This is a genomic window from Streptomyces fradiae ATCC 10745 = DSM 40063, assembly GCF_008704425.1.
GTDB classification, from domain to species: Bacteria; Actinomycetota; Actinomycetes; order Streptomycetales; family Streptomycetaceae; genus Streptomyces; species Streptomyces fradiae.
In genome coordinates this window covers 2,625,690-2,652,670 of record NZ_CP023696.1, presented here as the reverse complement: position 1 = coordinate 2,652,670, position 26,981 = coordinate 2,625,690, and the positions used below count along the sequence as shown (strand labels likewise).

The 26,981-nt window shown below is 75.6% G+C and carries 23 protein-coding genes, 1 pseudogene and 1 riboswitch; of the genes and pseudogenes, 17 read left to right on the top strand and 7 right to left on the bottom strand.

The window, feature by feature from the left end; all coding sequences use genetic code 11:
- Nucleotides 1–35 precede the first annotated feature (35 nt).
- Nucleotides 36–872, bottom strand: coding sequence for a DUF4190 domain-containing protein (locus tag CP974_RS11715; protein ID WP_031133201.1), 837 nt, complete (start codon nucleotides 870–872; stop codon nucleotides 36–38).
- Between the two features lie 238 nt (nucleotides 873–1,110).
- Between CP974_RS11715 and CP974_RS11710 the strand changes: the two genes are divergently transcribed.
- The 4 genes from CP974_RS11710 (at nucleotide 1,111) to CP974_RS11695 (ending at nucleotide 6,222) form a co-directional block, all read left to right on the top strand.
- On the top strand, nucleotides 1,111–3,327 hold the full coding sequence (locus tag CP974_RS11710; RefSeq protein WP_085921581.1) for an N-6 DNA methylase: 2,217 nt from the start codon (nucleotides 1,111–1,113) through the stop codon (nucleotides 3,325–3,327).
- Between the two features lie 191 nt (nucleotides 3,328–3,518).
- Nucleotides 3,519–4,151 carry a hypothetical protein gene (locus tag CP974_RS11705; protein WP_031136491.1) on the top strand — a complete coding sequence of 211 codons (633 nt, stop codon included), beginning with the start codon at nucleotides 3,519–3,521 and terminating at the stop codon, nucleotides 4,149–4,151.
- On the top strand, nucleotides 4,148–5,815 hold the full coding sequence (locus CP974_RS11700; RefSeq protein WP_031136489.1) for a serine/threonine-protein kinase: 1,668 nt from the start codon (nucleotides 4,148–4,150) through the stop codon (nucleotides 5,813–5,815). Before CP974_RS11705 ends, CP974_RS11700 begins: the two co-directional genes overlap by 4 nt.
- A gap of 104 nt (nucleotides 5,816–5,919) precedes the next feature.
- The gene (locus CP974_RS11695; RefSeq protein WP_031136487.1) at nucleotides 5,920–6,222 is read left to right on the top strand and encodes a hypothetical protein; all 303 of its coding nucleotides are present in this window, start codon (nucleotides 5,920–5,922) and stop codon (nucleotides 6,220–6,222) included.
- A 175-nt stretch (nucleotides 6,223–6,397) separates the two neighbouring features.
- Here CP974_RS11695 and CP974_RS11690 read toward each other — a convergent pair whose 3' ends face one another.
- Both CP974_RS11690 and CP974_RS30140 read right to left on the bottom strand, forming a co-directional pair.
- Nucleotides 6,398–7,180: a hypothetical protein gene (locus CP974_RS11690; RefSeq protein ID WP_031136485.1), complete on the bottom strand. Its 783-nt coding sequence runs from the start codon at nucleotides 7,178–7,180 to the stop codon at nucleotides 6,398–6,400.
- A gap of 10 nt (nucleotides 7,181–7,190) precedes the next feature.
- Nucleotides 7,191–10,001 (bottom strand): YfhO family protein, encoded by a 2,811-nt coding sequence (locus CP974_RS30140; protein ID WP_223844610.1) that lies wholly within the window; start codon nucleotides 9,999–10,001, stop codon nucleotides 7,191–7,193.
- 358 nt (nucleotides 10,002–10,359) lie between these two features.
- Between CP974_RS30140 and CP974_RS11675 the strand changes: the two genes are divergently transcribed.
- The 11 genes from CP974_RS11675 to CP974_RS11620 all read left to right on the top strand — a co-directional run bounded on the left by CP974_RS11675 (nucleotide 10,360) and on the right by CP974_RS11620 (nucleotide 21,318).
- Nucleotides 10,360–11,322 carry a glycosyltransferase family 2 protein gene (locus tag CP974_RS11675; protein ID WP_031135661.1) on the top strand — a complete coding sequence of 321 codons (963 nt, stop codon included), beginning with the start codon at nucleotides 10,360–10,362 and terminating at the stop codon, nucleotides 11,320–11,322.
- A complete protein-coding gene (locus CP974_RS11670; protein ID WP_078915850.1) occupies nucleotides 11,319–11,801 on the top strand; it encodes a GtrA family protein in 483 nt (160 codons plus the stop codon). The genes CP974_RS11675 and CP974_RS11670 overlap by 4 nt, the downstream gene beginning before the upstream one ends.
- An 83-nt stretch (nucleotides 11,802–11,884) precedes the next feature.
- Nucleotides 11,885–12,535, top strand: a complete 651-nt coding sequence (locus CP974_RS11665) for a SurA N-terminal domain-containing protein (RefSeq protein ID WP_031135665.1) — start codon at nucleotides 11,885–11,887, stop codon at nucleotides 12,533–12,535.
- Between the two features lie 23 nt (nucleotides 12,536–12,558).
- On the top strand, nucleotides 12,559–13,692 hold the full coding sequence (locus CP974_RS11660; protein ID WP_078915851.1) for a nucleoside triphosphate pyrophosphohydrolase: 1,134 nt from the start codon (nucleotides 12,559–12,561) through the stop codon (nucleotides 13,690–13,692).
- Between the two features lie 167 nt (nucleotides 13,693–13,859).
- Nucleotides 13,860–15,131, top strand: a complete 1,272-nt coding sequence (locus tag CP974_RS11655; protein ID WP_037939275.1) for a cytochrome P450 family protein — start codon at nucleotides 13,860–13,862, stop codon at nucleotides 15,129–15,131.
- 97 nt (nucleotides 15,132–15,228) lie between these two features.
- Nucleotides 15,229–16,287, top strand: coding sequence for a LysM peptidoglycan-binding domain-containing protein (locus CP974_RS11650; protein WP_079140092.1), 1,059 nt, complete (start codon nucleotides 15,229–15,231; stop codon nucleotides 16,285–16,287).
- A 260-nt stretch (nucleotides 16,288–16,547) separates the two neighbouring features.
- Nucleotides 16,548–16,720: riboswitch (cyclic di-AMP (ydaO/yuaA leader) on the top strand.
- A gap of 3 nt (nucleotides 16,721–16,723) precedes the next feature.
- Nucleotides 16,724–17,428, top strand: a complete 705-nt coding sequence (locus tag CP974_RS11645; protein ID WP_031137219.1) for a LysM peptidoglycan-binding domain-containing protein — start codon at nucleotides 16,724–16,726, stop codon at nucleotides 17,426–17,428.
- Between the two features lie 452 nt (nucleotides 17,429–17,880).
- Complete coding sequence (gene eno, locus CP974_RS11635) at nucleotides 17,881–19,170, top strand: phosphopyruvate hydratase (RefSeq protein WP_174887805.1); 1,290 nt, start codon at nucleotides 17,881–17,883, stop codon at nucleotides 19,168–19,170.
- A 99-nt stretch (nucleotides 19,171–19,269) separates the two neighbouring features.
- On the top strand, nucleotides 19,270–19,758 hold the full coding sequence (locus tag CP974_RS11630; protein ID WP_031133874.1) for an FtsB family cell division protein: 489 nt from the start codon (nucleotides 19,270–19,272) through the stop codon (nucleotides 19,756–19,758).
- Nucleotides 19,759–19,843: 85 nt separating this feature from the next.
- Nucleotides 19,844–20,395: a DUF501 domain-containing protein gene (locus CP974_RS11625; protein WP_031133873.1), complete on the top strand. Its 552-nt coding sequence runs from the start codon at nucleotides 19,844–19,846 to the stop codon at nucleotides 20,393–20,395.
- The gene (locus CP974_RS11620) at nucleotides 20,392–21,318 is read left to right on the top strand and encodes a Ppx/GppA phosphatase family protein (protein WP_031133871.1); all 927 of its coding nucleotides are present in this window, start codon (nucleotides 20,392–20,394) and stop codon (nucleotides 21,316–21,318) included. Before CP974_RS11625 ends, CP974_RS11620 begins: the two co-directional genes overlap by 4 nt.
- Before the next feature lie 37 nt (nucleotides 21,319–21,355).
- On the opposite strand, the gene CP974_RS11615 is transcribed toward CP974_RS11620, so the two are convergent.
- The 4 genes and pseudogenes from CP974_RS11615 to CP974_RS11600 form a co-directional block, all read right to left on the bottom strand.
- Nucleotides 21,356–21,625 (bottom strand): type II toxin-antitoxin system RelE family toxin, encoded by a 270-nt coding sequence (locus tag CP974_RS11615; protein ID WP_069976691.1) that lies wholly within the window; start codon nucleotides 21,623–21,625, stop codon nucleotides 21,356–21,358.
- On the bottom strand, nucleotides 21,622–21,894 hold the full coding sequence (locus CP974_RS11610; protein WP_048457331.1) for a type II toxin-antitoxin system Phd/YefM family antitoxin: 273 nt from the start codon (nucleotides 21,892–21,894) through the stop codon (nucleotides 21,622–21,624). The genes CP974_RS11615 and CP974_RS11610 overlap by 4 nt, the downstream gene beginning before the upstream one ends.
- Nucleotides 21,895–22,048: 154 nt before the next feature.
- Nucleotides 22,049–22,326: pseudogene (locus CP974_RS11605) on the bottom strand (type II toxin-antitoxin system RelE family toxin).
- Complete coding sequence (locus CP974_RS11600) at nucleotides 22,323–22,595, bottom strand: type II toxin-antitoxin system Phd/YefM family antitoxin (protein WP_085921342.1); 273 nt, start codon at nucleotides 22,593–22,595, stop codon at nucleotides 22,323–22,325. The pseudogene CP974_RS11605 and the gene CP974_RS11600 overlap by 4 nt, the downstream one beginning before the upstream one ends.
- Before the next feature lie 572 nt (nucleotides 22,596–23,167).
- Here CP974_RS11600 and CP974_RS11595 point away from each other — a divergent pair.
- Entirely contained in the window at nucleotides 23,168–24,547 is a 1,380-nt protein-coding gene (locus tag CP974_RS11595; protein ID WP_078915747.1) for an NAD(P)/FAD-dependent oxidoreductase, read from the top strand.
- A gap of 1,079 nt (nucleotides 24,548–25,626) precedes the next feature.
- Nucleotides 25,627–26,970, top strand: a complete 1,344-nt coding sequence (locus tag CP974_RS11590; protein WP_031135586.1) for a class I SAM-dependent methyltransferase — start codon at nucleotides 25,627–25,629, stop codon at nucleotides 26,968–26,970.
- The last annotated feature ends 11 nt before the right edge of the window (nucleotides 26,971–26,981 follow it).

Below are 26,981 nucleotides of genomic sequence, written 5' to 3'. Positions count from 1 at the left end.
TCCGCGCGCCGCTCACCCGTTCCGGGGCCTCGCCCTCAGAACTTCAGCTCCCACTGCGTGGCCTCGTGGTCGAAGCCCGGGGTGACCTCCACGGTGAGGGTCTTCGCGTCGGCGGGCACGCTGAACGCGTAGGTGCCGGTGGCCTTCTTGCCGGGGGCGAGCGTGCCGGTGACGCCGTCCAGGCCCTCGTCGAAGACCTGCTCGGCGGTCACGCCGTCCTTGCCCGCGCGACCCTCCAGCAGCACCGTGTCGGTGTCGAACTTGGCCTTGCCGCCGTTCTCGACGACGACGGTGACCTTGTACGCCTTGTTGCCCGCCGTGTGGCCGGCCGCGACGTCGCTCGGCGTGAAGGCCTTCGCCGCCGACACGGTGATCTGCAGGTCGTCGTCGTAGATGATCGTCTCGCCGCCGGCCAGGACCTCCGGCACCGCAGCGCCGTCCGTGCCGCCGTCGGCGGTGCCGGCGTCACCCGCGGCGCCCTTGCCCTTGTCCCCGCCGGTCGTGCCCTTCGGCGCCGTGCTGGACAGCTCCTTGTTGATCTCGTCCACGGTCTTGTCCACGGCGATGACCGTGAGGACGCCCATCACCACGCCCACGATCAGCGCGACCACGCCCAGGACCGTGCCGGCGATCGCCACGCCCTTGTTGGTGGCGTCGCCGCGCTTGGCGCGGCCCATGCCGACCGCGCCCAGGATCAGGGCGATCACGCCGAGAATGGCGCCCAGCCAGAACAGCAGCGGGATGAGCGCGACGACGGTGCCGATGATGCCGAGCACCAGGGCGGCCGTGCCCAGCCCGTTGCGCGGCTGCGCGGGGGGCGCCGGCGGGGCGGGATAGGACGCGCCGTACTGGGGCTGCGTGGGCTGGGACATGGGGTGCCCTCCGGACGATGGCGTGAAGGTGTGATGCGGAGCCTTTGGCAGCCCCGTGAACGACTGGGTCAATCAGACCAGAGCTTGTGAACCGAGTCAACACGAAGTCACTTAACTATTCCTACTCACGGTGTGAAACGGTGTCAGCGGTACCGCACTAGGATGCGGGGCACATCGGACGCAAGGGGGTGGCCACGTGCCGGACGGCGGGAACACGACGGAGACGGCGGCGACAGAGGTGACTGCCGCCGAGATCGCCAGGCTGGCCGGGGTGGGGCGGGCGGCCGTCAGCAACTGGCGCCGCCGCCACGCCGACTTCCCCAAGCCGGTCGGGGGCACCGAGACCAGCCCGTCCTTCGCCCTGGCCGACGTCGAGCGCTGGCTGCGCGCGCAGGGCAAGCTCGCCGAAGTGCCGCTGTGCGAAAGGGTCTGGCAGCAGGCCGCGGGCCACCCCGGCGGGGTCGCCACCGCGCTCGTCCACGCGGGGTGCGCCCTCCTCCTCGTCCACGAGCAGCCGGCCCTCTGGCCCGCCGACGGCGCCGTGGCCCGCGCCGGGGCCGGCGACGGAGGCGCCGACGGGGGCGCCGAGGGGGGCGGGCCGGGCGGCGGGGCCGAGGGCGCGACCGGCGGGGCCGCCGACGACCGGCTCGCCGCGCTCCTGCCCCCCGTCCTCGACCGCGTCCTCACCGCCCGCCTCGGCGGTCGCCGGCCCGTCGCCACCCCCACCGCCGAGGAACTCGCCCCGTCCGTCCCGCTGCTGCGCGCCGCCGTCGAGCTCGCCGCCGGCAGCGGCGGCGCCCCCGCCGCCTACGAGTTCCTGCTCGGCCGCCATCTCGACGCCAACCCCCGGCAGTTCACCGTCACCCCGCCCGGTACGGCCGCGCTCATGGCCGCCATCGCCGCCCCGCCCGGCAGCGCCGCGCCCCCCGCCGTCCTCGACCCCGCCTGCGGTACGGGCGCCCTGCTGCGCGCCGTCGAGGCGCCCGCCGCCCTGTACGCGCAGGAGGCCGACCCGGACCTGGCCGCCCTCGTCGCGCTCCGCCTCGCCCTCGGCGCCCGCACCGAGGTCCACGCGCGCGCGGGGGACGCCCTGCGCGCGGACGCCCACCCGCGGCTCGCCGCCGACGCGGTCGTGTGCCACCCGCCGTTCAACGAGCGCAACTGGGGCCACGACGAGCTCGCGTACGACCCCCGCTGGGAGTACGGCTTCCCCGCCCGCACCGAGTCCGAGCTGGCCTGGGTCCAGCACGCCCTGGCCCGCCTGCGCCCCGGCGGGACGGCGGTGCTGCTCATGCCGCCCGCCGCCGCGTCCCGCCGCTCCGGCCGCCGCATCCGCGCCGACCTGCTGCGGCGCGGCGCCCTCCGCGCGGTCGTCGCCCTCCCGGCGGGGGCCGCGCCCCCGTACGGCATCCCGCTCCACCTGTGGGTGCTGCGCAAACCGGGTGCCACCGCCCCGTCGCCCGAGCTGCTGGTGGTCGACACCTCCGGCTGCGGCGCCGGCGGGCGGGACCGGCTCGACTGGCGGGCCGTCCACAGCGCCGTACTGGACGCGTGGACCCCGTTCGACGCGGACGGCACCGCTCCCGTACGGCCCGGCCGCAGCAGGTCCGTGCCCGTCATCGACCTGCTCGGCGACGACGTGGACCTCGCGCCCGCCCGCCACCTGCCGCCCCCCGCGGCGAGCGGCGGCGCGGCCGAGCTGGCCGCCGCGGCGGAGGGACTCGCGGCCCACCTGCGCCGCACCGTCGAACTGACCCCGCCGCCGGGCCGCATCCGCGCCCCACAGCCGGCGGCGCCCGGCGCGCCCGTCGCCGCGCCGGGCACCCCGCCCGGCGCGCCCGGTGCCGCGCCCGGTGTGACCGTCGGCGAACTGGCCCGGACCGGCGCCCTGCGCCTCCACGCGGGCGGCGCCGGCGCGCACCCGCCCGCCCCCGCGCCCGCGCCCGGCAAGGCCCCCGCGCCCGGCGCCGCGCCCCCGCGCGTCCTCACCGAACAGGACGTCCTCACAGGACAGGACCCGAGCGGCGTCCTCCCCGAGACCGCGCCGGGCGGCGAGGCGCCGGTCCTGCTGCGCGCCGGCGACGTCGTCGTCCCCGCCCTCGCGGGCGGCCCCGTCGCGCGCGTGGTGGACGAGGCCGCCGAGGGCGCCGCCCTGGGGCGCGGCCTGCACCTGCTGCGCCCCGACCCGGCCGCGCTGGACCCCTGGTTCCTCGCCGGGTTCCTGCGCGGCACCGCCAACCAGCGCCAGGCCAGCAGCTACGCCTCCACCGCCACCCGCGTCGACGTGCGCCGCCTCCAGCTGCCCCGGCTGCCGCTCGCCGAGCAGCGCCGGTACGGCGAACGGTTCCGCGCCCTCGCCGAGTTCGAGCAGGCCCTGCGGCAGGCGGGCCGCCTCGGGGAGCGGCTGGTGCGCGGCCTGTACGACGGGCTGACGGACGGCACCCTGGAGGCCTGACCCGTCGGCGCCCGGGGCGCCCGGCGCGAGGCGCGGCGCGTGGCGCGGTGCGGGGGCGCGGGGGCGGGGCGCGGGGCGGGCGAAGACAACGGAACGGTATACGCGTGCAACCGTACGGCCGTTGTCGGAGTCGCTGTATACGCTCGTTCCTGTCTGCGAGCGTCGTTCCACCCCCGGTCCCTGGAGGAGCCATGTACGGCCCCGGCCCCGTGCCACCGCAGGGCGGCACGCCGACCCACGTCGTCGTGCTCCGTGTGCTCTTCGCCGTGCTGCCGCTGCTGAGCTGCGGCATGCTCGCCGCGGGGGCGCTCCTGCGGCTCGCGCTGGTGACCCGCAGGCCCCGCGACTGGTGGCTGTTCGGCGCGTCCGTGATCGTGACGATCGTGGGCATAGCCTTCATACCGGAGGACACGGAGACGCTCCAGGCCGACCTCTCGGTGGGCGGCCTCCTGCTGCACGCCGCGCTGGTCACCGGGTACTTCCTGTACGCGGACATCCGCCACTTCGACCGGCGCCCGCACGGCCCGGCCGCCCTCGCGGGCCCCTCGCCGTACGCGGGCACCGTCCCGTCGGCGGGCCCCGGCTACGGCTACCCGGCCGCCCACGGCAGGACGCCGTACCCCGCCACGCCGGCGGCCCCCACCCCGTACGGGCAGCTCACGCCCCCCGCGCAGGTCCCCCCGCGGGCCCCGGCCCCGCCGCACGTCCCGCCCGTGCCCGCCCCGCAGCAGGGCGCCGCGCCCGCGGCCCCCCGCATCGACCAGGTGCGTGCCGAGCTGGACGAGCTGAGCGACCTCCTGCGGAAGGAGGAGGGCGGCCGGTGAACGGACGGGTCATCACCGACCGGTACGAGCTGTCCGCACTGATCGGCCAGGGCGGCATGGGCCAGGTCTGGACGGCGTACGACCGGCGGCTCGACCGGCGCGTGGCCGTCAAGCTGCTGCGCCCCGACCACATGGCGGCCGCCACCGTCGCGGAGGAGATGCGCCGCCGCTTCGTCCGCGAGTGCCGGGTCACCGCGCAGGTCTCGCACCCCGGCCTGGTCACCGTCCACGACGCCGGCGGCGACGGCGACGACCTGTACCTGGTCATGCAGTACGTCGAGGGTGCCGACCTCTCCGACCACCTCGCCGAGCACGATCCGTACCCGTGGCCGTGGGCCGTCGCGGTCGCCGCGCAGCTGTGCGCCGTGCTGGCCGCCGTCCACGCCGTGCCGATCGTCCACCGCGACCTGAAGCCGCGCAACGTGATGGTGCGGCCCGACGGCTCGATCACCGTCCTCGACCTGGGCGTCGCGTCCGTGCTGGACACCGACACCACGCGCCTCACCCACACCGGCTCGCCCATCGGCAGCCCCGCCTACATGGCGCCCGAGCAGGCCATGGGCGGCGCCGTCGGCCCGTACACGGACCTGTACGCGCTCGGGGTCGTCCTGCACGAACTCCTCAGCGGGAACGTCCCCTTCGCGGGCTCCACCGCGCTCGGCGTCCTCCACCGCCACCTGTACGAGGCGCCGCCGCCCGTCCGGTCGCTGCGCGCCGACGTCCCCGAGGCGCTGGAGGCGCTGGTGCTGCGGCTCCTCGCGAAGGACCCCCAGCACCGGCCGTCCGGCGCTCAGGAGGTGTACGAGGCGCTCGCCCCGCTGCTGCCCGCGCGGTCCACGGGACCGGCCGGGCCGCTGGACCCCACGAGGCCGTTCACCCGGCCGCTGGCACCCTGGCCGGAGCGCGCCTCGGCGCCCGCCCCGGCGGTGCCCGTACCGCCGCCGCCGACCGTCCCGCCGTCCGCCGGGGCGCCGGGGCAGGCCGGTCCGGCGTCCACGGGCGGGGCGTCCACCGGTGGGGTGCACGGCGGGGGGACGGGGGCCGGCGGGATGTTCGCCGGTGCCGGGGCGACCGGCGGGACCCCGGCCGGGCGGCCCGACGTGGCCGCCGCCGTCGACGAGGTGAAGCGGCTGCTGGGGGAGGGCCGCATCACGCAGGCCGTCGACATCCTCGGCGCGATCCTCCCGGCCGCCGCGGCCGCGCACGGCGAGCACTCGCACGTGGTGCGGGTCCTGCGCAAGCAGTACGCCACGACCCTCATGGACGACGGCCAGTACCGGCGGGCCCTGCCCGAGCTGCGCCGCCTCGCCGCCGACCGGGAGGCCGAGGCGGGCCCGGCCGACCCGCAGACCCTGCAGTACCGGCACGACGTGGCCGTCTGCCTGGAGCAGCTCGGCCAGGCGGCCGAGGCGCTCGCCGAGTACCGGGCGATCCTGCCGTACCACGAGAGCGCCCGGCGGCAGCCCGGCGCCGACCCGAGCCGGGCGTTCGGCATCCGGCACCGGATCGGCCACCTCCTGCTGACGATGGGCGACCACTCGGGAGCCCACCAGCAGCTCCAGAACCTGCTGTACGACACGGAGCGGACGTACGGGCCGTACCACCCGCTCGCGGGCGAACTGCGCCGCGCGCTGTCCCACCAGCAGCAGATCCGCGGCCGCTGACGGCCCGCCCGGCCGTGCCCGCTGACGGCCCGCCCGGCCGTGCCCGCTGACGGCCCGTCGGCCGTACCCGGCCGGCCCTGGCCCGGCTGCCAGGACGCCCCTGCTTGGACGAACCGGCCCTGCGCGAGGCCCTGGAGCGGGCCGCGGCCGGGCGTCCGGTCCACGGCCGCAGCCGGGCCATGGCACGGCCGCTGCTGCGCGCCGTCGGGCATCTGCCGGGCGTCGTCGCCGCCGCCGGGAGCAGGACCGGACGGGACGTCTGGCGCGCCGCGCCCCCGCTCGCGGTCCTCGGCGCGCTCTCGCGGCTCTTCCCGCGCCTGCCCGCCGACCGGCGGGGCCCCGCCGCGGCCGCGGTTGCCGTCCTGGTCGTCTGCGCGGCGGCCGCCGGGCTGGCGGTCCTAACCTGACGGCATCGCGGCGGGCGGGCAGGGAGCCGGTGCGGGCGACGGCTGGGGCATGTGCCGGCTCCGCGCGTGCCGTGACGGCGAACCGGGTGTACGAAGCGGCCCGGTCCCCGCGCCGGCCACGAGCGGCCCCGCCGCACCCCGGGCCCCGGCGCCCGGCCCGTACGGTCCGGGGGCCCTACGCCGCGGCCGAGTGGTACGCGGAGTCGGCCACCCGGCCGAGGGGGCGCAGGCCCAGGCCGGCGGAGGCGGCCGGCGGGGCGACCAGGAGCGCGTCGGGGGCGGCCAGGCCGAGGACGTCCTCGCAGGCCGCGTCCAGCAGCAGCACGCCGTACCGCCGGTCCCGCACCTCGGGCCCGTCCGGCCCGCCCCGCACCAGCCGCGTCTCGCCGGAACCGGCCCCGCCCAGCGCCAGGTTGTCCCGCACCGCGTCCTCGTCCAGCGCACCGGTCAGCGTCAGCCGGGCCTCCACGCCCTGGCGCCGGAGCATCCTGCGCAGCGCCGCCGCGAACAGCCCGTGCCGGGCTCCGGTCTCCAGGACCTCCACCACGCCGCCGCGGGCCGCGCCCACGAGCCGGGGCACCGCCGCCAGCCGGCCGCACACGTCGGACACCGAGCCCCCGATCCCGCCGGCGCCCAGCGCCTCCAGCGCCACGAGGTGCCGGTACGCCACCGTGACGTCGCCGCGCGCCCGCTCGTCCGCCGCGCCGGTCAGCGCGCCGAGCTCGGCGACGAGCCGGTCCACCTGCTCGGGCGTCGGCATCCGGTGCGCGTCGCGGCCCGTGTGGTCGAGCAGCAGCCCGAGCCCGTAGCTGCGCCGCCGCAGATCGGCGAGCTCGTGGTGGAGGGCGTCCAGGTCCTTCTGGAACGCGTGCGTCACGTGCTCCATGCGCTGCTCGACCAGGGAGACGGCGGGCCGCAGCAGCCGCCTCGTCAGCGGGTTGCTCAGAAGAGAGGGCATGCGGGGCAAGCTACGCCGCGCCGCCCCGCTCGCGGGAGACCGCACGGTGGTGCGCGGGTGAAGTCTTGGTGGCGTACGGGCGGCGCGCGCGCCGGAGCCGCGCCCCCACCGCCCGCACCGCCCCCACCGCCCGCACCACCCCCGCAGGCGCCGCCACCCCCGACGCCCCCGCAGGCCCCGCCACCCCCGACGCCCGCGCCATGCCCGCGGCCCCCGACGGCCCCGCCGGCCGTGCGACCCCCGCCGGCCGTGCGACCCCCGCAGGCCCCGCAGGCCCCGGCGGCCGCAGGGCGAACCCCGCCACCACCAGCCCCGCCACCGCCAGCGCCCCGGCGGCCGCCCCGGCGCGCAGCCCCGGCGTGCGGAACGCGCAGCTCACCGACCGCGCGCCCGGTGGCACCCGAACGGCCATCAGCCCCAGGTGCTCCCCGGCCGGCCGGCCCTCGCACCGCCACCCGGCGATCCGGGGCGCCGCCAGGACGGCCACCCCGCGCGCCCCCGGCGCCAGCCGGGCCTCCACCCGGTCGCCGTCCACCCGTACGTCCACCGCCGCCCCGGCGCGCAGCCGGGCCACCGCCTCGCCCAGCAGCGCCCGGTCGAGGCAGCCGACGGAACCCCCCGGCACGGCACCCCGGCCCCGCCACTCCACGCGCGCGCCCGCCACGCGCTGGACGCCGAGCGGGGTCATGGCGGCCCGCCGCTTGGGCAGCCCGCCGCGCAGCTCGACCGGCCGGCCGCCGCCGAGGCGCGCCGTTCCGGTGAAGTCGGGCGCCCAGGCGAAGACCTCGTGGCCGACCGGGCACACCCCGTCGGAGGGGAGGCCGTAGACGCGGGACCCGAGCAGCAGCTCCTGGTTGCGGAACGCGGAGGCGCCGTACCGGAGCTCGCGCGGATTGGACGGCCGGACCGTCACCAGCGGCAGCCGCTGCGCGTTCCACACCAGCCGCCCGTCGCGCCACCGGGCGCCCACCGCGAACAGGGCGTCCGTCACGGGGTTGTCGAGGCTCTGGAGGCTGCGCCCGTGCGAGGTCCAGCCGCCCCCGAGCGCCGCGAGGGTCCGGGTCCACACCTCGGGGGTGTGGCTGCTGTAGTACGCGGCGCCCTGCCCGCCGACCAGCAGCGGGTCGTTGCCCGTCAGCTGCGGCCGGCCCGGCTCCGTCCGGTGGCCGGGCCAGCCGTCCGCGCCCCGCACGGCCGCCGCCCGCGCGTCGTGCGCGGCGCCCCAGGACGGGTAGTGGTCCAGCCGCGCGGGCCGCTCCCGGTCGGCGTACGCGGTGGTGGCCGCCCCCGGCACGACCACGGTGCCCGCCAGCAGCAGTCCCCCCGCCCCCCGCAGCACCCGCCGCCCGTGCCCCGCACCACGGAGCACACCCCGGAGCCCCGCACCACGGAGCACACCCCGGAGCCCCGCACCCCGCGGCGACCGCCGTCCGCCCCCCGCCCGCCGCAGCGCCCCCGCTCCCCACAGGCCGTCCCCCCGGGGCCCCGCCTCGCTCAACGCCTCCCGCCCGGACCCCGCCCCCCGGACCGGCCCCGCCCCCGCGCGCAGCAGCAGTACCCCCGCCACCGCGACCAGCGCCGCGCCGCCGAACAGCCCGTACGCCGCGCCCGACACCAGCGCGCTGCCCGCCGCGCCGGCCGCGACCGCGCCCAGCACCGCCGCCCCGCCCAGCAGCGGACGCCATCCCGGCCAGCCGCCCGCGGCCACCCCCGTCCACGCCGCCATCACCACCACACCGGCCAGGACGAACGTCTGCCGGTACGGGCTGCCGTTCGGCGTGGCGAACACATGCCACACCAGGTGCGTCGGCTCCCACTGCGCCGACAGCACCACCCCCGCGGCCAGCGCGCACCACCCGCCCCGCTCCCGCCCGGCCACCGCCCGGTGGAAGGGCAACGCGGCGGCGAGCAGCAGCGCCCCCGCGCCCAGGAACAGCGCGGGGGTGAAGAAGCTGTACGTCACCGGGAGCACCCGCGCGGCCACGTCGGCCCACTCCGCCGCCTCGAACCGGCGGGTCCACCCCGGATAGGCGTGCCGCGACCCGAGGAACACCGGCACCAGTACCGGCGCCGCCAGCCCCACCCCCAGCAGCACGGTCAGCACCGCCCGCCCCAGCACCGCCCCCGTCCCGCGCCCGGCGACGCCCCCGGACCCACGCTCCGCGGACCCCGCACGCCCCGCCCCGGCCCCCACCGCGATGCGCACGAGCAGCACCAGCCCCGCGCCCAGCGTGGCCATGTACGCCGTGTAGAAGTTCGCCGCCCAGCACAGGGCCACGACGACCGGCCCCAGCGCGGTCCGCCGCCCCTCCCGCACCCACTCCACCACCAGGCACAGCAGCGGGAAGGCGATCAGCCCGTCCAGCCACATCGGGTTGTAGGCGGCCTCCACCACCGCCCAGCCGCACAGCGCGTAGGCGGCGCCGAGCACGGCGGCGCCCCACCGGGGGCCCCGCCGCTGCCGCAGCAGCACCACGGCCATGGCGGCAGCGGCGGCGCCCGGCTTCAGGGCCGTCACCACGTACACGGCCAGGTCGATCCGCTCCCGTGGGAAGACCGCGACGAGCAGGGCGAACGGGCTGGTCAGATAGGTGCCCAGATCGGGGAGCAGGCTGGTCCCGTAGCCCGAGCGCCAGTTGAGCAGCACCCCGCCGCCGGCCCGACCGTGCAGCAGGTCCCACAGGTGGGCGTGGAACGGCACGAACTGGTTGCCGAGGTCGTTGACGGCACGGGTGCGCGCCCCGAAGGGGAAGGTGCGGGCGGCGGCGTCACCGGCGCAGACCGCCGCCACGGCCAGCAGCGCGGCGGGCAGGGCGGCCACCCAGGCGCCCCGCGCGGAACCGGGCGAAGCCCCCGAGCCCCCACCCGCACCACCACCACCACCACCGCCCCCGGCCCCGGCCCCGGCGTCACCACCGAGCCCGGCACCGCCCCCGGCCCCGCCCCCGGCATCACCGAGCCCGGCACCGTCCCCGGCATCGACGTCACCGCCAGGACCGGTCCCGGTCCCGGCCCCAGTCCCACCACAGGTACGGAATCCGGCCACGCCCCGAATATGGCACCGGGCGGCGCCGGAAATCGCCCGATACCCGTTCCCCACGGGCGAGTTCACCGGATGGCCGCCTGCCCGCCACAGGAGGGGTCCGCACCCGACACGCTCGGCGGTTTCCGTGTACCGCGTGCTGATCTCGATAGTGGTGCCCTGTTACGACGAAGAGGAGATCATCGCCCGGTTCCACGAGCACGTCACCCGGGAACTGGGTCACATCGCGGCGGACTTCGAGCTCGTCTACGTGGACGACGGCAGCCGCGACCGCACCCTGGAGCTGCTCCAGGAGCGGGCCGCCGCCGACCCGCGCGTGCGCTACGTCTCCTTCAGCCGGAACTTCGGCAAGGAGGCCGCCATGCTCGCCGGGCTCCGCCATGCCGCCGGGGACGCGGTGGTCCTCATGGACGCCGACCTCCAGCACCCGCCGCGCCTCGTCGGCCGCATGCTGGAGCTGCACGCCGAGGGCTGGGACCAGGTCGTCGCCCGCCGGACCCGCGACGGCGACCGGGTCACCCGCACCCTGCTCGCCCGCGGCTACTACCGGGTGATCAACCGGCTGGTGGACGTGGAGCTGGTCGACGGCGTCGGCGACTTCCGGCTGCTGTCGCGCCGCGCGGTCGACGCGGTCCTGGAGCTCACCGAGTACAACCGCTTCTCGAAAGGGATCTTCGCCTGGGTCGGGTTCCCCACGACGACCTTCGAGTACCGCAACGAGGGCCGCGAGTCGGGCCGCTCGAAATGGACGCTCCGGAAGCTGTTCGACTACGGGCTGGACGGGCTGCTCTCCTTCAACGACAAACCGCTCCGCCTCGCCCTCCACCTGGGGCTCGTCCTGGTGGGCACCGCGTCCCTGTACGCGGCGTGGATCGTGGGCGACGCCCTGGTCAACGGCGTCGACACGCCCGGATACGTCACCCTGCTGGTCGCCGTCACCGCGCTCGCCGGTGTCCAGATGGTCATGCTCGGCGTGATCGGGGAGTATGTGGGCCGTATCTACTACGAGGTGAAGCGGCGCCCCCACTTCCTGGTGAAGGCGGCGAACACCGGTGCCCCGCGCACCCGACCGTCACCCGGGGAGTTCAGTCGAAGATGACCGGCGTCAGCGGCCAGATCGTCAGGTTCGCCCTGGTCGGGGTGGTGAACACCGGCACCTACTACGGCTGCTACCTGCTGTTCCTCGCGCTCGGCCTGCCGTACGTCGCCGCGCACGTCGTCGCGTTCCTGCTGTCGATGACCGGCTCGTTCTTCCTCACCAGCCACTTCACCTACCGCACCCGCCCCACCTGGCGGAAGTTCCTGCTCTTCCCCCTCACCAACGCCGCCAACTTCGTGATCACCACCGCCGGGGTGTGGCTGCTGGTCGGGGTGGCGGGCCTGTCCAGCCGGTACGCGCCGCTGCTCGCGGCCGCCGCGGCCATCCCCGTCACGTTCGTCGTCTCCCGGACGATCATGCTGCGCCCCGAGGAGCGCGGAGGGCGCGGAGGGCGCGGAGGGCCGAGAGGGCGGGGAGGACGGCGAGGGCGCGGGAACCCGGGGGACCGTGACTCGTTGGCAGAAGTGGCTCCGAAGTAGTGGCCCGGACCACGGCCACTGCCTACCATCGATCACCGCAAGGTCGTTGACACTGACGTACGACCCACGCCGGGAGGCCCCCTTTGCACCGCCGCCGTCGCACCGCCCTCTCCGTGTCCGCCGCCCTCGTCGCCGCGGCCCCACTCCTCAGCGCCTGCGGCAGCGACGCCCACCCGGGCGCGGCGGCCGTCGTCGGCGGCCAGCGGATCGAGACGACCGCCCTCCAGGCCCAGGTCCGGGACGTCCGCACGGCGCAGGAGGCGTCGCCCCAGGGCGACCAGCTCATCCGCGCCACGGGCGACCTCAGCCGCGAGAAGCTCAACGGAATGATCTTCGACCGGGTGGTGGAGAAGGTCGCCGCCGACGCCGGCATCACCGCCAGCCGCAAGGAGGTCCAGCGGACCCGGAGCGACGCCGCCCGCCAGTACGGCGGCGACCGCGGGCTCGCCGAGATGCTCCTGCGGCAGCAGGGCACCGCCCCCGGCGAGATCGACGGCCTGGTCCGCCGCAACGTCCTCATGAACAAGATCGCCGAGAGGTACGGGGTGACCAACACCCCCGAGGGCCAGGAGAAGCTCACCAAGCTGTTCGGCGCCGCCTCCAAGGAGCTCGGCGTCGACGTGAACCCCCGGTACGGCACCTGGGACCACGACCGCATCCAGCTCGGCGAGCAGCAGGCCCCCTGGCTGCGCCAGGTCAGCCAGGACCCGGCGGCGGTCCCGGCCGTCGGGTAGGGGCGAGGCGGTAGGTTCGAGGGGTGAACGCCGAACCCGCAGACACCCCCGGCACCGGCCGCGTCGTCCTCCTCACCACCAGCCACCGGGTGGCGCCCGGCGTGCTGTCCTGGCCGGCGTGGCGGACCCTGCGCGCCGCCGACGCGGTGCTGTGCCCCGACGCCGGCCACCCCCAGCTCCCGTACCTGCGGGAGGCCGGCGTCACCGTCGGGATCGCCGCGCCCACGGCAGAGGAACTGGTCGACGCCTGCGCCGGCGGCCGCACGGTCGTCGTCCTCGCGTCCGGCGAGGGCGACCGGGCGCTGACCGACGGCCTGGCCCGGCTCGCCGGGTCCGGCCGCACCGCCATGCCCGACCTGGAGCTGCTGCCCGGCTCGTACGACCTGCCCGGCGCCCGCCTCCTCGACCTGGTCGAGGTGATGGACCGCATCCGCCGCGCGTGCCCCTGGTCGTCCCGGCAGACGCACCGGGGCCTGGCCAAGTACGCCATCGAGGAGGCGTACGAGCTGGTCGAGGCGATCGAGGACGGCGACCGCGCGGAGCTGCGGGAGGAGCTGGGGGACGTGCTGCTCCAGGTCGTCTTCCACGCGCGGATCGCCGAGGAGGACGAGGAGGAGCCGTTCTCGCTGGACGACGTGGCGGGGGGCCTGGTCGACAAGCTCGTCCACCGGCACCCGCACGTCTTCGGCGACGCGACCGCCGAGACGCCCGAGGAGGTCAAGGAGCACTGGCTGCGCACCAAGGCCGCCGAGAAGCGGCGCACCTCCGTCACGGACGGCGTCCCCCTGGGCCAGCCCGGACTGGCGCTGGCGGCGAAGCTGGCGGGGCGCGTGCGCGCCGCGGGCCTGGACGTCCCGCTCCCGGAGGGGGAGGACGTGGGCCACGCCCTGCTGGAGGCGGCGGCCCGCGCGGAGGCGGACGGCGTGGACCCGGAGGCCGCCCTGCGCGCCGCGGCCCGCGCGTACCGGGACGCCATCCGCGCGGCGGAGGGCCACGGCCCGGCGGACGGGGCCCACGACGGGGCGGACGACGGGGACCCGGCGGCGGACGGCGACCCGGCGGACGGGGCCCACGACGGGGCGGACGGCGGGGACCCGGCGGCGGACGACGTCCCGGCGGACGGCGGCGACCCGGCGGACGGCCACGCGCCCGCGTGAACGGTGCGGCCCTCGCGTGACGGCCCCCCTCGGCCCCCGGTGACCGCCCCGCCCTCGCGTAGCGTCCCCGCCCGAGCCGCGGGCAGCACCCGAGCCGCGGGCAGCACCCGAGCCACCCGGCACGGGGGCCGCCGCCCCCGCGCCGGCCGGGCGGATACCGTCGAGGGGTGAACGCCGCGAACGACCCCGCCACGCCCCCGGAACTCTTCACCTGGGAGTTCGCCACCGACCCGTACCCGGCGTACGCCTGGCTGCGGGAGCACGCGCCGGTGCACCGCACGCGGCTGCCCAGCGGGGTCGAGGCGTGGCTGGTCACCCGGTACGCCGACGCCCGGCAGGCGCTCGCCGACCAGCGGCTCAGCAAGAACCCCGCGCACCACGACGAGCCCGCCCACGCCAGGGGCAAGACGGGCATCCCGGGGGAGCGCAAGGCCGAGCTGATGACGCACCTGCTGAACATCGACCCGCCGGACCACACGCGGCTGCGGCGGCTGGTGTCGAAGGCGTTCACGCCCCGCCGGGTCGCCGAGTTCGCCCCGCGCGTGCAGGAACTGACGGACCGTCTCATCGACGGTTTCGCAACAAAAGGAGAGGCCGACCTCATCCACGAGTTCGCCTTTCCGCTCCCCATTTACGCCATTTGCGACATGCTCGGTGTGCCCGCCGAGGACCAGGACGACTTCCGGGACTGGGCCGGGCAGATGATCCGGCACGGGGGCGGGCCGCGCGGCGGGGTGGCGCGCGCCGTGAAGCGGATGCGGGCGTACCTGGTGGAGCTGATCCACCGCAAGCGCTCGGACCCCGGGGACGACCTGATCTCCGGTCTGATCCGCGCCTCCGACCACGGTGAGCACCTCACCGAGAACGAGGCCGCGGCGATGGCGTTCATCCTGCTGTTCGCCGGCTTCGAGACGACCGTGAACCTCATCGGCAACGGCACCTACGCCCTGCTGCGCGAGCCCGCCGAGCGCGCCCGCCTCCAGGCGTCCCTCGCGGCCGGGGAGACGGGGCTGCTGGCCACGGGAGTGGAGGAACTCCTTCGCTACGACGGGCCAGTTGAGCTGGCGACCTGGCGGTACGCGACGGAGCCGCTCACGCTGGGCGGGCAGCGGATCGAGCGCGGCGACCCGGTCCTGGTCGTCCTGGCGGCGGCCGACCGGGACCCGGCGCGGTTCGCCGAGCCGGACGTCCTGGACCTCGGGCGCCGCGACAACCAGCACCTCGGGTACGGGCACGGCATCCACTACTGCCTGGGCGCGCCGCTCGCGCGGCTGGAGGGGCAGACCGCGCTCGCCACGCTGCTGACACGCCTGCCGGACCTGCGGCTGGCCGCCGATCCGGCCGAACTCCGGTGGCGCGGCGGCCTCATCATGCGCGGCCTGCGCACGCTTCCGGTGGCCTTTACACCGGAAAAAGCTGACGGTACGTCAATACTGTGATGTTCGCGTTATCCCCGCTGCATCGACTTGTGACTGACGTTCGAATGCCGCTACGTTCACCGTCACCTCAGCAGCAGTCACGCGAAAGGTCCACCGCATGCGCTCCGGTAACGGACGACACCGTCGACCCCGTCAAGCACCCGCCCTCGTCGTCGCCGCGGGCGTGACCGGATCAGCGATCGCCCTGCCGCTGCTCGGCGCGGGCACCGCGTCCGCCGCCGACGCCCCCACGTGGGACCGGGTCGCCGAGTGCGAGACCGGCGGCATGTGGAGCGCCGACCTCGGCAACGGGTACTACGGCGGCCTCCAGCTCTCCCAGGAGACCTGGCAGGCGTACGGCGGCACGGCGTACGCGCCGCGCGCCGACCTCGCCAGCCGCTCCCAGCAGATCGCGGTCGCGGAGAAGGTCTACGCCGCCCAGGGCTCCGCCGCGTGGGAGACCTGCGCCCCGATCGCGGGACTCGGCGGCGACGAGGGCTCGGCCCCGGTCGAGTCCGACCCGACCGCCGTGCCCCAGCCCTCCGAGAGCACCGGAGCGGAGAAGGGCAAGGGCAAGGAGACCGGCAAGGGGGCCGACGCGGAGACCGGCGGGGAGGCCGGCGAAGGGGCGCCCGCCGCGCCGGAGGAGGCCCCCGCGGGCACGGAGGGCGCCGAGGGCTCCGCGGAGCCGGGCGCGGACCCGGCGGAGTCCGGCGGCCCGGCCGCCCCCGACGCGACGGCCGGCCCGACCGCTCCCGGCGGCCCCGCCACCGGCCCCGCCGCCCCCGGCGAGGCGCCGGCGGCCGGGAACGGCGCGGGCACCCCCGCGCCCGGCACCGGCAAGCACCGCGGCGAGCCGGCCAAGGAGGAGGCCGGCGCCGCCCCGGCCGTACCGGGCGGATCCGGCGAGTCGGGCGAAACCGGTGTTCCGGCCGAGCCGCGCGAAACCGGTGGACACCCCTCACGTGGTGACGGAACGGCACGTACGGGCGAGGGCCTGGCCCCCGACGGCACGTACACCGTCCAGCCCGGCGACAACCTCTGGTCCATCGCCGACACCCACGAGGTCCCCGGCGGCTGGCCGGCGCTCTACGAGTCGAACCGCGGCACCGTCGGAAGCGACCCCGACCTCATCCGCCCTGGCCAGAGCCTGGAGCTGGGCGCGAATCAGGGGTAGTTACGGGCTGAATGTCCGTTTCCTCGAAGTGAGACAAGAGTCTCTTCACTCCAACTCGCGCCCTCACGCCGCCCGATCGGTCCGCTTCCGCCCCTACCTGCGCAAACACCCTCACGAGGGAGGCTCGTAGGGGCGGATTGACCGGGATGTCTGACTTTGATCTCCGCGCGGGTCTGTGCGTACCGTCGATACCGCTCGCCAACGCGGGCCCCGTTCGACCGGTAACGCCGAATCCTGCCGCCGGACGACGGGAACAGTCGACGCTTCGAGCGCCGTAGGCAGGAGCGGGGGACCCAAGGTAGGTGCCGGGCCCGGTCGTCGGGAGACGAGCGGAACCGGCTCGGGGTGAAGCCGCGCGCCACCCGGCGCGCGGCCGGGCACTCACCAGGCCCGAACCCGACAGCTCACCTCGCAGGCGTCGGTGAGGAGATCCGCCATGCTGAATTCCGGCAAGGGCAAGCACCGCCGCCCGTCCAAGGCCGTCCGTCTCGCCGCGTTCGCCGGCATCACCGGTGTGGCCGTCGCCGCCCCGCTGATGGGCGCCGCGCCCGCCGGCGCCGCGACCGCCGCCGAGTGGGACCGCGTCGCGCAGTGCGAGTCCGGCGGCAACTGGTCCATCAACACCGGCAACGGCTACTACGGCGGCCTGCAGTTCTCGGCCTCCACCTGGGCCGCGTACGGCGGCACGCAGTACGCCTCCACGGCCGACAAGGCCAGCAAGTCCCAGCAGATAGCCATCGCCGAGAAGGTCCTCGCGGGCCAGGGCAAGGGCGCCTGGCCGAGCTGCGGCGTCGGCCTGTCCTCCGCCCCGTACGGCGGCGCCGCCCCCGAGCGCGCGGCCGAGCAGCCCACCACGCGCAGCGAGCAGCGCACGGCCCCGAAGGCCGCGCCGTCCGCGCCGAAGCCCTCCACGCCGAAGGCCGCGCCCAAGGCGGCGCCGAAGAAGACCGTGACCACGCCGACCGGGGCGAAGGTCGCGAAGGGCGACGGCGAGTACGCGGTGAAGGCCGGCGACACGCTCAGCAGCATCGCCGCGGCGGAGAAGGTCAAGGGCGGCTGGAAGAAGCTGTTCGACCTCAACAAGGACATCGTCGCGGACGCCGACCTCATCTACCCGGGCCAGCAGCTCCACCTGAGCTGACCTCAGGCGCGCCCCGCGGCCGGGAGACCGGTCCGGGGCGCCTCCGCGGTCCGGCCCCGGGCCGTCGCGCATCCCCCGTACGCGACGGCCCGGGGCCTTCCCCCTCCTCCGCGCCGCGCTTCCCGGCCGAGCGGCCGCCCGCCCCGCCCCCCGGGGCCGCCCGCCCGGCGACCGCCCCCCATGGCCGCCCGGCCACCGTCGGCCGGCCGCCCGAGGCGTCCGGCCGGGCCCCATACCGGGGCACATCCCCCCACGCCGGATGAGTGCGAGCCCGCTCAAGCCGGTTACCGTCCGGTAGGGAACATGGGCGTTCGCCCCGAACGCCCCGGCCCATCCGGTTTTTCGTCCCAGGGGGCGGGCGGTAGCGGGCCGGGGGCGCCCCGCCGGTTAGGCTCGTGCCGCAGGACTCAAGGTCCCGCACTCCACGCGTCACATCCCAGAAGGAGATGCTCGTGCCGTCCATCGACGTCGTCGTAGCCCGGGAAATCCTCGACTCCCGAGGCAACCCCACGGTCGAGGTCGAGGTCGGCCTCGACGACGGCAGCACCGGCCGTGCTGCCGTTCCGTCCGGTGCCTCCACCGGTGCGTTCGAGGCCCTCGAGCTCCGCGACGGTGACAAGGACCGCTACCTCGGCAAGGGTGTCGAGAAGGCCGTGCTCGCCGTCATCGAGCAGATCGGCCCGGAGCTCGTCGGCTACGACGCCACCGAGCAGCGGCTGATCGACCAGGCGATGTTCGACCTGGACGCCACCCCCGACAAGTCCTCGCTCGGCGCCAACGCCATCCTCGGCGTCTCCCTCGCCGTGGCGCACGCCGCCTCCGAGGCGTCCGACCTCCCGCTCTTCCGCTACCTGGGCGGCCCCAACGCGCACCTGCTGCCGGTGCCGATGATGAACATCCTGAACGGCGGCTCGCACGCCGACTCCAACGTGGACATCCAGGAGTTCATGATCGCTCCCGTCGGCGCGGAGTCCTTCTCCGAGGCCCTGCGCTGGGGCACCGAGGTCTACCACACCCTCAAGAAGGTGCTGAAGGAGAAGGGCCTGTCCACCGGCCTCGGCGACGAGGGCGGCTTCGCCCCGGACCTGGAGTCCAACCGCGCCGCGCTCGACCTCATCCTGGAGGCGATCAAGCAGGCCGGCTACACCCCGGGCAAGGACATCGCCCTGGCGCTCGACGTCGCCGCGTCCGAGTTCTACAAGGACGGCGCGTACGAGTTCGAGGGCAAGTCCCGCACGGCCGCCGAGATGACCGAGTACTACGCCGAGCTGGTCGAGGCGTACCCGCTCGTCTCCATCGAGGACCCGCTGTTCGAGGACGACTGGGACGGCTGGAAGACCATCACCGAGAAGCTCGGCTCCAAGGTCCAGCTCGTCGGTGACGACCTGTTCGTCACCAACCCGGAGCGCCTGGCCCGCGGCATCGAGGAGGGCGCCGCCAACGCCCTGCTCGTGAAGGTCAACCAGATCGGCTCCCTCACCGAGACCCTGGACGCCGTCGAGCTGGCCCAGCGCAACGGCTTCAAGTGCATGATGTCCCACCGCTCCGGCGAGACCGAGGACGTCACCATCGCCGACCTGGCCGTCGCCACCAACTGCGGCCAGATCAAGACCGGCGCCCCGGCCCGCTCCGAGCGCGTCGCCAAGTACAACCAGCTGCTGCGCATCGAGGAGATCCTCGACGACGCCGCCGTGTACGCCGGCCGCAGCGCGTTCCCGCGGTTCCGCCCCGCGGACGCCTGAGCCGGGCGGGACTGACGTCCCGTCGCCCCGGTTGCGTACGTCCCCGGCCACGGTCCCGTACCGTGTCCGGGGACGTCGTACGTGAGGAGGGGCGCACCGATGGGCCAGGACCGGGACCGGTTCTCGACCGCGACGAGGCTGCGGCTGCTCGGCGAGCAGACCGCCGCGCGCGTCTACCGCTCCCAGAGCCGCCGCCAGGCGCGCCGCTCCCGCCTCACCGGCCGGGCCGCGTTCCTCGCCCTCGTCGTCTGCACCATGGTCGTCGCCCTCGCCTACCCGATGCGGCAGTACGTGTCGCAGCGCGGCGAGATCGCCGAGCAGGAGCGCCTCGCCGAGCAGGCCGCCGCCCGCGTCGAGAGGTTGCGCGACGAGAAGGCCCGACTCCAGGACGACGCCTACGTCAGGCGGCTCGCCCGCCAGCACCTCCACTACGTGCTGCCCGGCGAGACGGCCTACACCATGAACGACCCGGACGCGGCGCGGTCCCGGCGCACCGACCAGGGCGGCACCGGCAGCCCCTGGTACTCCGACGTCTGGGACGGCGTCGACCGCGCCGACCGCACCCGCGCCGGCCGGCAGGACCCGTAGAACGACCGGTGACCCGCGGCGGCCCCCGAGGCCCCGCGGCTCCGCCCCGACCGCCCCACCAGGACCGAGCAGGATCAAGGCAGGCATGCAGACGCCCCCTCCGCAGACCGAACGCACCGAGCCGACCCAGGCCGACGTCGAGGCATTCCAGGAACAGCTCGGCCGCCCGCCGCGCGGCCTGCGGGCCATCGCGCACCGCTGCCCGTGCGGCCGGCCGGACGTGGTGGAGACCGCGCCCCGGCTCCCCGACGGCACGCCCTTCCCGACGACGTACTACCTGACGTGCCCCCGCGCGAACTCCGCGATCGGCACGCTGGAGGCGAACGGCGTCATGAAGGAGATGACCGAGCGCCTCGCCGCCGACCCGGAGCTGGCCGCCGCCTACCGGGCCGCGCACGAGGACTACATCGCCCGCCGCGACGCCATCGAGGTCCTCGCCGGGTTCCCCAGCGCCGGCGGGATGCCCGACCGCGTGAAGTGCCTCCACGTGCTGGTCGCCCACTCCCTGGTCGCCGGTCCCGGCGTGAACCCGCTGGGCGACGAGGCGCTGGCGATGCTCCCCGAGTGGTGGGCGAAGGGCCCCTGCGTGAGCGCCGGGAGCGGCGCGTGCGCGCAGCGGGAGGAGGACGCCCGATGACCCGTGTCGCCGCCGTCGACTGCGGTACGAACTCCATCCGCCTCCTCGTGGCGGACGCGGACCCCGTCGCGGGCACCCTCGTCGACCTGGACCGGCGGATGACGATCGTCCGCCTCGGCCAGGGCGTGGACCGCACGGGGCGGCTCGCCCCGGAGGCGCTGGAGCGCACGTTCGCGGCGTGCCGCGAGTACGCCGCCGTCATCCGCGAGCTGGGCGCCGAGCGGGTCCGCTTCGTGGCGACGTCCGCGTCCCGCGACGCCGAGAACCGGGACGACTTCGTCCGGGGCGTCCTGGACATCCTGGGCGTCGAACCGGAGGTCATCACCGGCGGTCAGGAGGCGGAGTTCTCCTTCACCGGCGCCACCCGCGAGCTGGAGGGCACCGACGAGTACCTGGTGGTGGACATCGGCGGCGGCTCGACCGAGTTCGTCGTGGGCACCGAGCACGTCGAGGCGGCCCGGTCGGTGGACATCGGCTGCGTACGGCTGACCGAGCGCCATGTGCGCACCGACCCGCCGGGCGAGGCCGAGGCCGCCGCCGTCCGCGCCGACGTCCGCGCGGCCATCGCGCTGGCCGAGGAGACCGTCCCCCTGCGGGACGCCCGCACCCTCGTCGGCCTGGCCGGCTCCGTCACGACGGTCGCCGCCATCGCCCTGGGGCTGGAGGAGTACGACTCGGCGGCGATCCACCGCTCCCGCATCCCCTACGAGCGGGTCGTCGAGGTGGCGGAGGCGCTGCGGTCCATGACCCACGACGAGCGCGCCGCGATCCCGGTGATCCACCCGGGCCGGGTCGACGTCATCATCGCCGGAGCCCTGGTCCTCCAGGAGATCATGGCCCACGTGGGCGCGAAGGAGGTCGTGGTCAGCGAACACGACATCCTCGACGGCATCGCTCATTACGCGGCGAGCGAGGCACGTTGAGGGGCGGTGCCCGGCGATATGGGGGCCGGGCGGGACGTCACAGGTTGCGGTAGACGTCCCGCCGGTCGCCCACCTTGACGACCAGGATGAGGAGTTCGCCGTCGTTGATCTGATAAGCGATCCGGTAGCTTCCGACCCGCAGCCGGTAGAGCCCGGACGGGCCGGTGAGTTTCTTGACGTCGGCGTCCTGGCGGTACGGGTCGTCACCGAGTGCGGTCAGCGCGGTCAGGATGCGCATGGCGTCGGGTCGGCTGATGGTCCGGAGTTGCCGCTGCGCCGCCGTGGTGAACCGGAAGGCGTACTTCACGCCGCCTCGCCGTCCTGCTCGGTGAACAGGTCCGCCAGCAGTTCCGCCATGGTCACGGTGGTGCCGCCCTCGGCCAGCACCGCTTCGGCCTCGCGTGCCAGCATCACGTCGGCCGCTTCCTCCAACGCTTCGAAGTCCGAGATCGGCACCACGGCCGCCACCGGGGCGCCATTGCGCGTGATGACGGTCGGAACGCCTTCCTCGGCCCGGTTGATGTGGTCGGCGAGGTGGGCTCGGGCTTCCCGTACGGTCACGGTGTTCTCAGTCATGAGGCAAGTGTACGCGCGTTCGTGTACACGTCGGTGTCTGTCGCGAGTTGCGTTCGTGGGCGATCCTCGACGGGATCGCCTGGTCGCTCGTCTGACCCGGCGACGAGCGGGGCCGCACCGGCGCGATGAGGCAGTGCCCGCACCGGGCGGGATGTCACAGGTTGCGATGGACGTCCCGCCGGTCGCCCACCTTGACCACGAGGACGACGAGTTCTCCGTCGTCGATCTGGTAGGCGACCCGGTAGCTTCCGACCCGGAGCCGGTACAGGCCCGACGGGCCGGTGAGCTTCTCGACGTCGGCGTCCTGGCGGTAAGGCTCGTCACCGAGTGCGGTCAACGCGGTCAGGATGCGCATGGCATCGAGCCGGCTGATCACCCGAAGCTGACGCCGTGCCGCCGTGCCGCCGTGGTGAAGCGGAAGGCGTACTTCACGCCGCCTCGCCGTCCTGCTCGGTGAACGGGTCCGCGAGCAGTTCCGCCATGGTCACGGTGGTGCCGCCCTCGGCCGGCACCGCTTCGGCCTCGCGTGCCGGCATCACGTCGGCCGCTTCCTCCAACGCTTCGAAGTCCGAGATCGGCACCACGGCCGCCACCGGGGCGCCATTGCGCGTGATGACGGTCGGAACGCCTTCTTCGGCCTGGTCGATGTGGTCGGCGAAGTGGGCGCGGGCTTCCCGCACGGTCACGGTGTGCTCCGTCATGGCGCCGGTGTACGCAGTTGCGTGTACACGGCCCCTCCGTAAGCGGGGGCGACTTGTGCGCGTTCGGGTTCCCGGGCTTGTGCCCGGGCTGCCCCGCCCCGGCGTGCGGGTGTCCGCAAGGCGTCCGGACCGCCCCCCGTGGCCCGGCAGGGGCGGACAAGTCGGGCGGACGAGGCGGTTCCGGCGCGTCCGGGCGGGGTGCGGGCGGCCCGGTGACAGCGCGTCGGAAAAGGTTCGTGAACTTCTTCACAAGGAAAAAGGCCCTGATGAGGGTCTCCCACGGGGATGCGCCCCTTACTGAGCCCTGCCAGGGCTCCGCCGCGCCCCGGCTTTCGAAACCGCAGAACCGTTTCGGCCATGTGAACCAAGGCGGTGGTCCAACGTGACGAAAGGCTCTCCGGGCCAGTTCACAAGGGGTGAGGCGGCAGTGAACAACGTCCTCCGTTACACCCTGGTTCCCGTGCCGCGCCATGACCTCCGTCACGTGGGCGGCGCAGTGTAGCAGAGGTGTGTCGGAAGCTTGTGAAGGGGCGCACGAGCGACCCCCGTCCGGGGGGTGGATACTCGATGGCATGAGCACCACGGAGCGTCCCAGGATCCTCGTAGTAGGCGGTGGGTACGTAGGCCTGTACGCAGCTCGACGCATTCTGAAGAAGATGCGCTACGGCGAGGCGACCGTCACGGTCGTCGACCCGCGCTCGTACATGACGTACCAGCCGTTCCTCCCCGAAGCCGCCGCCGGCAGCATCTCGCCGCGGCACGTCGTCGTCCCGCTGCGACGCGTGCTGCCCAAGGCCGAGGTCCTCACCGGTCGGGTCACCACCATCGACCAGGACCGCAAGGTCGCCACCGTCGCGCCGCTCGTCGGCGAGGCGTACGAGCTGCCCTTCGACTACCTGGTGATCGCGCTCGGCGCGGTCTCCCGCACCTTCCCGATCCCCGGCCTCGCCGAGCAGGGCATCGGCATGAAGGGCATCGAGGAGGCCATCGGCCTGCGCAACCACGTGCTCGAGCAGCTGGACAAGGCCGACTCGACCACCGACGAGGAGGTCCGCCGCAAGGCGCTGACCTTCGTCTTCGTCGGCGGCGGCTTCGCCGGTGCCGAGACGATCGGCGAGGTCGAGGACATGGCCCGCGACGCGGCCAAGTACTACAAGAACGTGTCCCGCGAGGACATGCGCTTCATCCTGGTCGACGCCGCCGACAAGATCCTCCCCGAGGTCGGCCCGAAGCTCGGCGCGTACGGCAAGGAGCACCTCGAGGGCCGCGGCGTCGAGGTCTACCTGAGCACGTCCATGGACTCCTGCGTCGACGGCCACGTGGTGCTCAAGAACGGCCTGGAGGTCGACTCCAACACCATCGTGTGGACCGCCGGTGTGAAGCCGAACCCGGCGCTGGCCCGCTTCGGCCTGCCGCTCGGCCCCCGCGGCCACGTCGACTGCCAGCCGACGCTCCAGGTCTCCGGCACCGACTACATCTGGGCCGCGGGCGACAACGCCCAGGTCCCGGACCTCGTGGGCCGCAAGGCCGGCAACGAGAACGCCTGGTGCCCGCCGAACGCCCAGCACGCGCTGCGCCAGGCCAAGGTCCTCGGCGACAACGTCCTCTCCGGCATGCGGGGCTTCCCGCAGAAGGAGTACAGCCACGCCAACAAGGGCGCGGTCGCGGGCCTCGGCCTGCACAAGGGCGTCGCGATGATCGTCATGGGCAAGATGAGGATCAAGCTCAAGGGCCGCCTCGCCTGGTACATGCACCGCGGCTACCACGGCATGGCCATGCCGACCTGGAACCGCAAGATCCGCGTCTTCGCGGACTGGACGCTCGCGATGTTCCTCAAGCGCGAGGTCGTCTCGCTCGGCGCCATCGAGTCGCCGCGCGAGGAGTTCTACGAGGCCGCCAAGCCGGCCCCGGCTCCGGCCGCCGCCCAGCCGGAGAAGGCCAAGGCCAGCTGACGGCCGCCGGGTCCACCCGGCCGCCACCGCACGTCCCGAAGAGGGGCCACCCGCCATCCGTGGTGCGGGAGGCCCCTCTTCGGCGTTCCCCCGTGCGCGCGCACCTTCCGGCCGTCGTGCGTCGGCCCGCCTTCTGGCCGTCGTGCGCTGGCCCGCCTTCTGGCCGTCGTGCGCTGGCCCGCCTTCTGGCCGTCGTGCGCGGGCCCGCCGTCCGGGCGCCGTCTCTCGGCCGTCGTGTGCGGGCAGCCGTGCGTCGGCCCGCCTTCTGGCCGTCGTGCGCTGGCCCGCCGTCCGGGCGCCGTCTCTCGGCCGTCGTGTGCGGGCCCGCGGTTCGGCCGCGTCCCTCGGCCGCCGCCCGCGCCTCCGCCGTCCGTCGGCCGTCGCGCCGTCGCGCGGTCGGGGCGGTCTCCCGGTCGCCGCGGCGCCCGCCCGCCTTCCGGTTCCGACGCGGGGCCCGTCCGCCCGGCCGTGGCGGACCGCCTCGCCGGGTGGTGGCGCGGGGCTCGCCCGTCCACCGGTCCCCGTGCGTGGGCGGCAGGCCGCCCGGCCTCCACGGGGCCCGCCCGCCCCGGCCGCGGCGGGCCCGCCCGCCCCTGGGCCGACGCGCCGGGGCCGGCCCGCCGTCCGGGCCGTGGCGGGTCCGCCCGCCTTCCGGTTCCCGTGCGGCTCCCTTCCACGCCGTCGCGCCGACCGCCCGCCGCTCGGCCGTCCGCGGGGCCCACCCGCTGTCCGGCCGCGGCGCCGCCCGCCCGCCTCCGGGCGCGGGCCCCCGCCCCCACGCCGCCTGCCGCCCGGTCGCCCACCCGCCGTTCGGGGCCGCCGCTCGGCCCGCTCGCCCGGCGCGGACCGAGACCGAGGGCCCCGCCTCCCGACCGGCCGGGCCGACCGGGGCGGGCCCAGGGCGGGGCGCCGGGGGGCGGCACGGGCGGCCGGGCGGTGTGGCCGGATACCGCCGCCGCTCCGCCGGGCGCGCGCGGTGCGGGGACTGCTTTCCGCGGCCGTCGGTGTTCCCATGGTGCCGAGCAAGTCACCTGGGCAACCGGGGCGTTTCTGGGATCGACATCACGGAGGTGTGCACCATGTCCGACGCCGCTTCGCGGCTGGCCGCGCTCGCCGGGGACCTGCTGGGGGTCCCGCTGCCCGTGCGGGTCCGCGCCTGGGACGGCAGCGAGGCCGGCCCGCCCGGCCCCGGCGTCCCCGTGCTGGTCGTCCGGGACCGCAGGGCGCTGCGCCGCATGGCCTGGCGCCCCGGCGAACTGGGCCTGGCCCGCGCCTGGGTCGCCGGGGAGCTGGACGTGGAGGGCGACCTGTACGAGGCGCTGACCCGCCTCGCCGGCCTCGTCTGGGAGCGGGACCCGCAGGGCGGCGGCGCCCCCGCGGGCCTGCCCGGCCAGGCGGCCCGCGCCCTGCGCGCGGCCCGGGACCCGCGCACCCGCGCCGCCGCGCGGGAGGTGCTGCGCCTCGCCGGGCCGTGGCCGCCGCCCACCCCGCCCGCCGAGGAGGTCCGGCGCCGCAGCGGCCCGCTGCACACCAGGACGCGGGACCGCGAGGCGATCAGCCACCACTACGACGTGGGCAACGACTTCTACGAGCTGGTCCTCGGCCCGTCCATGGTGTACTCGTGCGCCTACTGGTCCGAGGGCGGCACCCTGGAGGAGGCCCAGCGCGACAAGCTGGAGCTGGTCTGCCGCAAGCTCGCCCTCCGGGAGGGCGACCGGCTGCTCGACGTCGGCTGCGGCTGGGGCTCCCTGGCGCTGCACGCCGCCCGCCACCACGGCGCCCGCGTCGTCGGGGTCACGCTCAGCGCCGAGCAGGCCGCGTACGCCCGCAAGCGGGTCGCCGACGAGGGGCTCGCCGACCGGGTCGAGATCCGGGTGCAGGACTACCGGGACGTCCGGGACGGGCCGTACGACGCCATCGCCTCGATCGGCATGGCCGAGCACGTCGGCGCGGTCCGCTACCGCAGGTACGCGCAGGTGCTGCACGGCCTGCTGAAGCCGGGCGGGCGGCTCCTCAACCACCAGATCTCGCGCCGCCCCGACGCGCGGGACGAGGAGTACCGCGTGGACCCGTTCATCGACGCGTACGTCTTCCCCGACGGGGAGCTGGCCCCGCTCGGCCGGACCACCGCGACGCTGGAGGAGGCCGGCTTCGAGGTGCGCGACGTGGAGGCGATCCGCGAGCACTACGCCCTGACCCTGCGCCGCTGGGTCGCCAACCTGGAGGAGCGCTTCGACGAGGCCGCGCGCCTCACCTCGCCGGGCCGCGCCCGGATCTGGCGGCTCTACATGGCCGCCAGCGCCCTGGCCTTCGAACGCAACCGGATCGGCGTCAACCAGGTCCTCGCCGTGCGGACGCCCGAGGACGGGGCGTCCGGGATGCCGCTGCGCGCCCGCGTCTGGGACGAGCACGGCGGCGACTGACCCGCCGGGCG

Coding starts and splice junctions, on each gene's coding strand:
- CP974_RS11715 (WP_031133201.1), bottom strand. CDS start 872: ATGTCCCAGCCCACGCAGCCCCAGTACGGCGCGTCCTATCCCGCCCCG.
- CP974_RS11705 (WP_031136491.1), top strand. CDS start 3,519: ATGTACGGCCCCGGCCCCGTGCCACCGCAGGGCGGCACGCCGACCCAC.
- CP974_RS11690 (WP_031136485.1), bottom strand. CDS start 7,180: ATGCCCTCTCTTCTGAGCAACCCGCTGACGAGGCGGCTGCTGCGGCCC.
- CP974_RS11670 (WP_078915850.1), top strand. CDS start 11,319: ATGACCGGCGTCAGCGGCCAGATCGTCAGGTTCGCCCTGGTCGGGGTG.
- CP974_RS11650 (WP_079140092.1), top strand. CDS start 15,229: ATGCGCTCCGGTAACGGACGACACCGTCGACCCCGTCAAGCACCCGCC.
- CP974_RS11645 (WP_031137219.1), top strand. CDS start 16,724: ATGCTGAATTCCGGCAAGGGCAAGCACCGCCGCCCGTCCAAGGCCGTC.
- CP974_RS11630 (WP_031133874.1), top strand. CDS start 19,270: ATGGGCCAGGACCGGGACCGGTTCTCGACCGCGACGAGGCTGCGGCTG.
- CP974_RS11625 (WP_031133873.1), top strand. CDS start 19,844: ATGCAGACGCCCCCTCCGCAGACCGAACGCACCGAGCCGACCCAGGCC.
- CP974_RS11620 (WP_031133871.1), top strand. CDS start 20,392: ATGACCCGTGTCGCCGCCGTCGACTGCGGTACGAACTCCATCCGCCTC.
- CP974_RS11610 (WP_048457331.1), bottom strand. CDS start 21,894: ATGACTGAGAACACCGTGACCGTACGGGAAGCCCGAGCCCACCTCGCC.
- CP974_RS11600 (WP_085921342.1), bottom strand. CDS start 22,595: ATGACGGAGCACACCGTGACCGTGCGGGAAGCCCGCGCCCACTTCGCC.
- CP974_RS11595 (WP_078915747.1), top strand. CDS start 23,168: ATGAGCACCACGGAGCGTCCCAGGATCCTCGTAGTAGGCGGTGGGTAC.
- CP974_RS11590 (WP_031135586.1), top strand. CDS start 25,627: ATGTCCGACGCCGCTTCGCGGCTGGCCGCGCTCGCCGGGGACCTGCTG.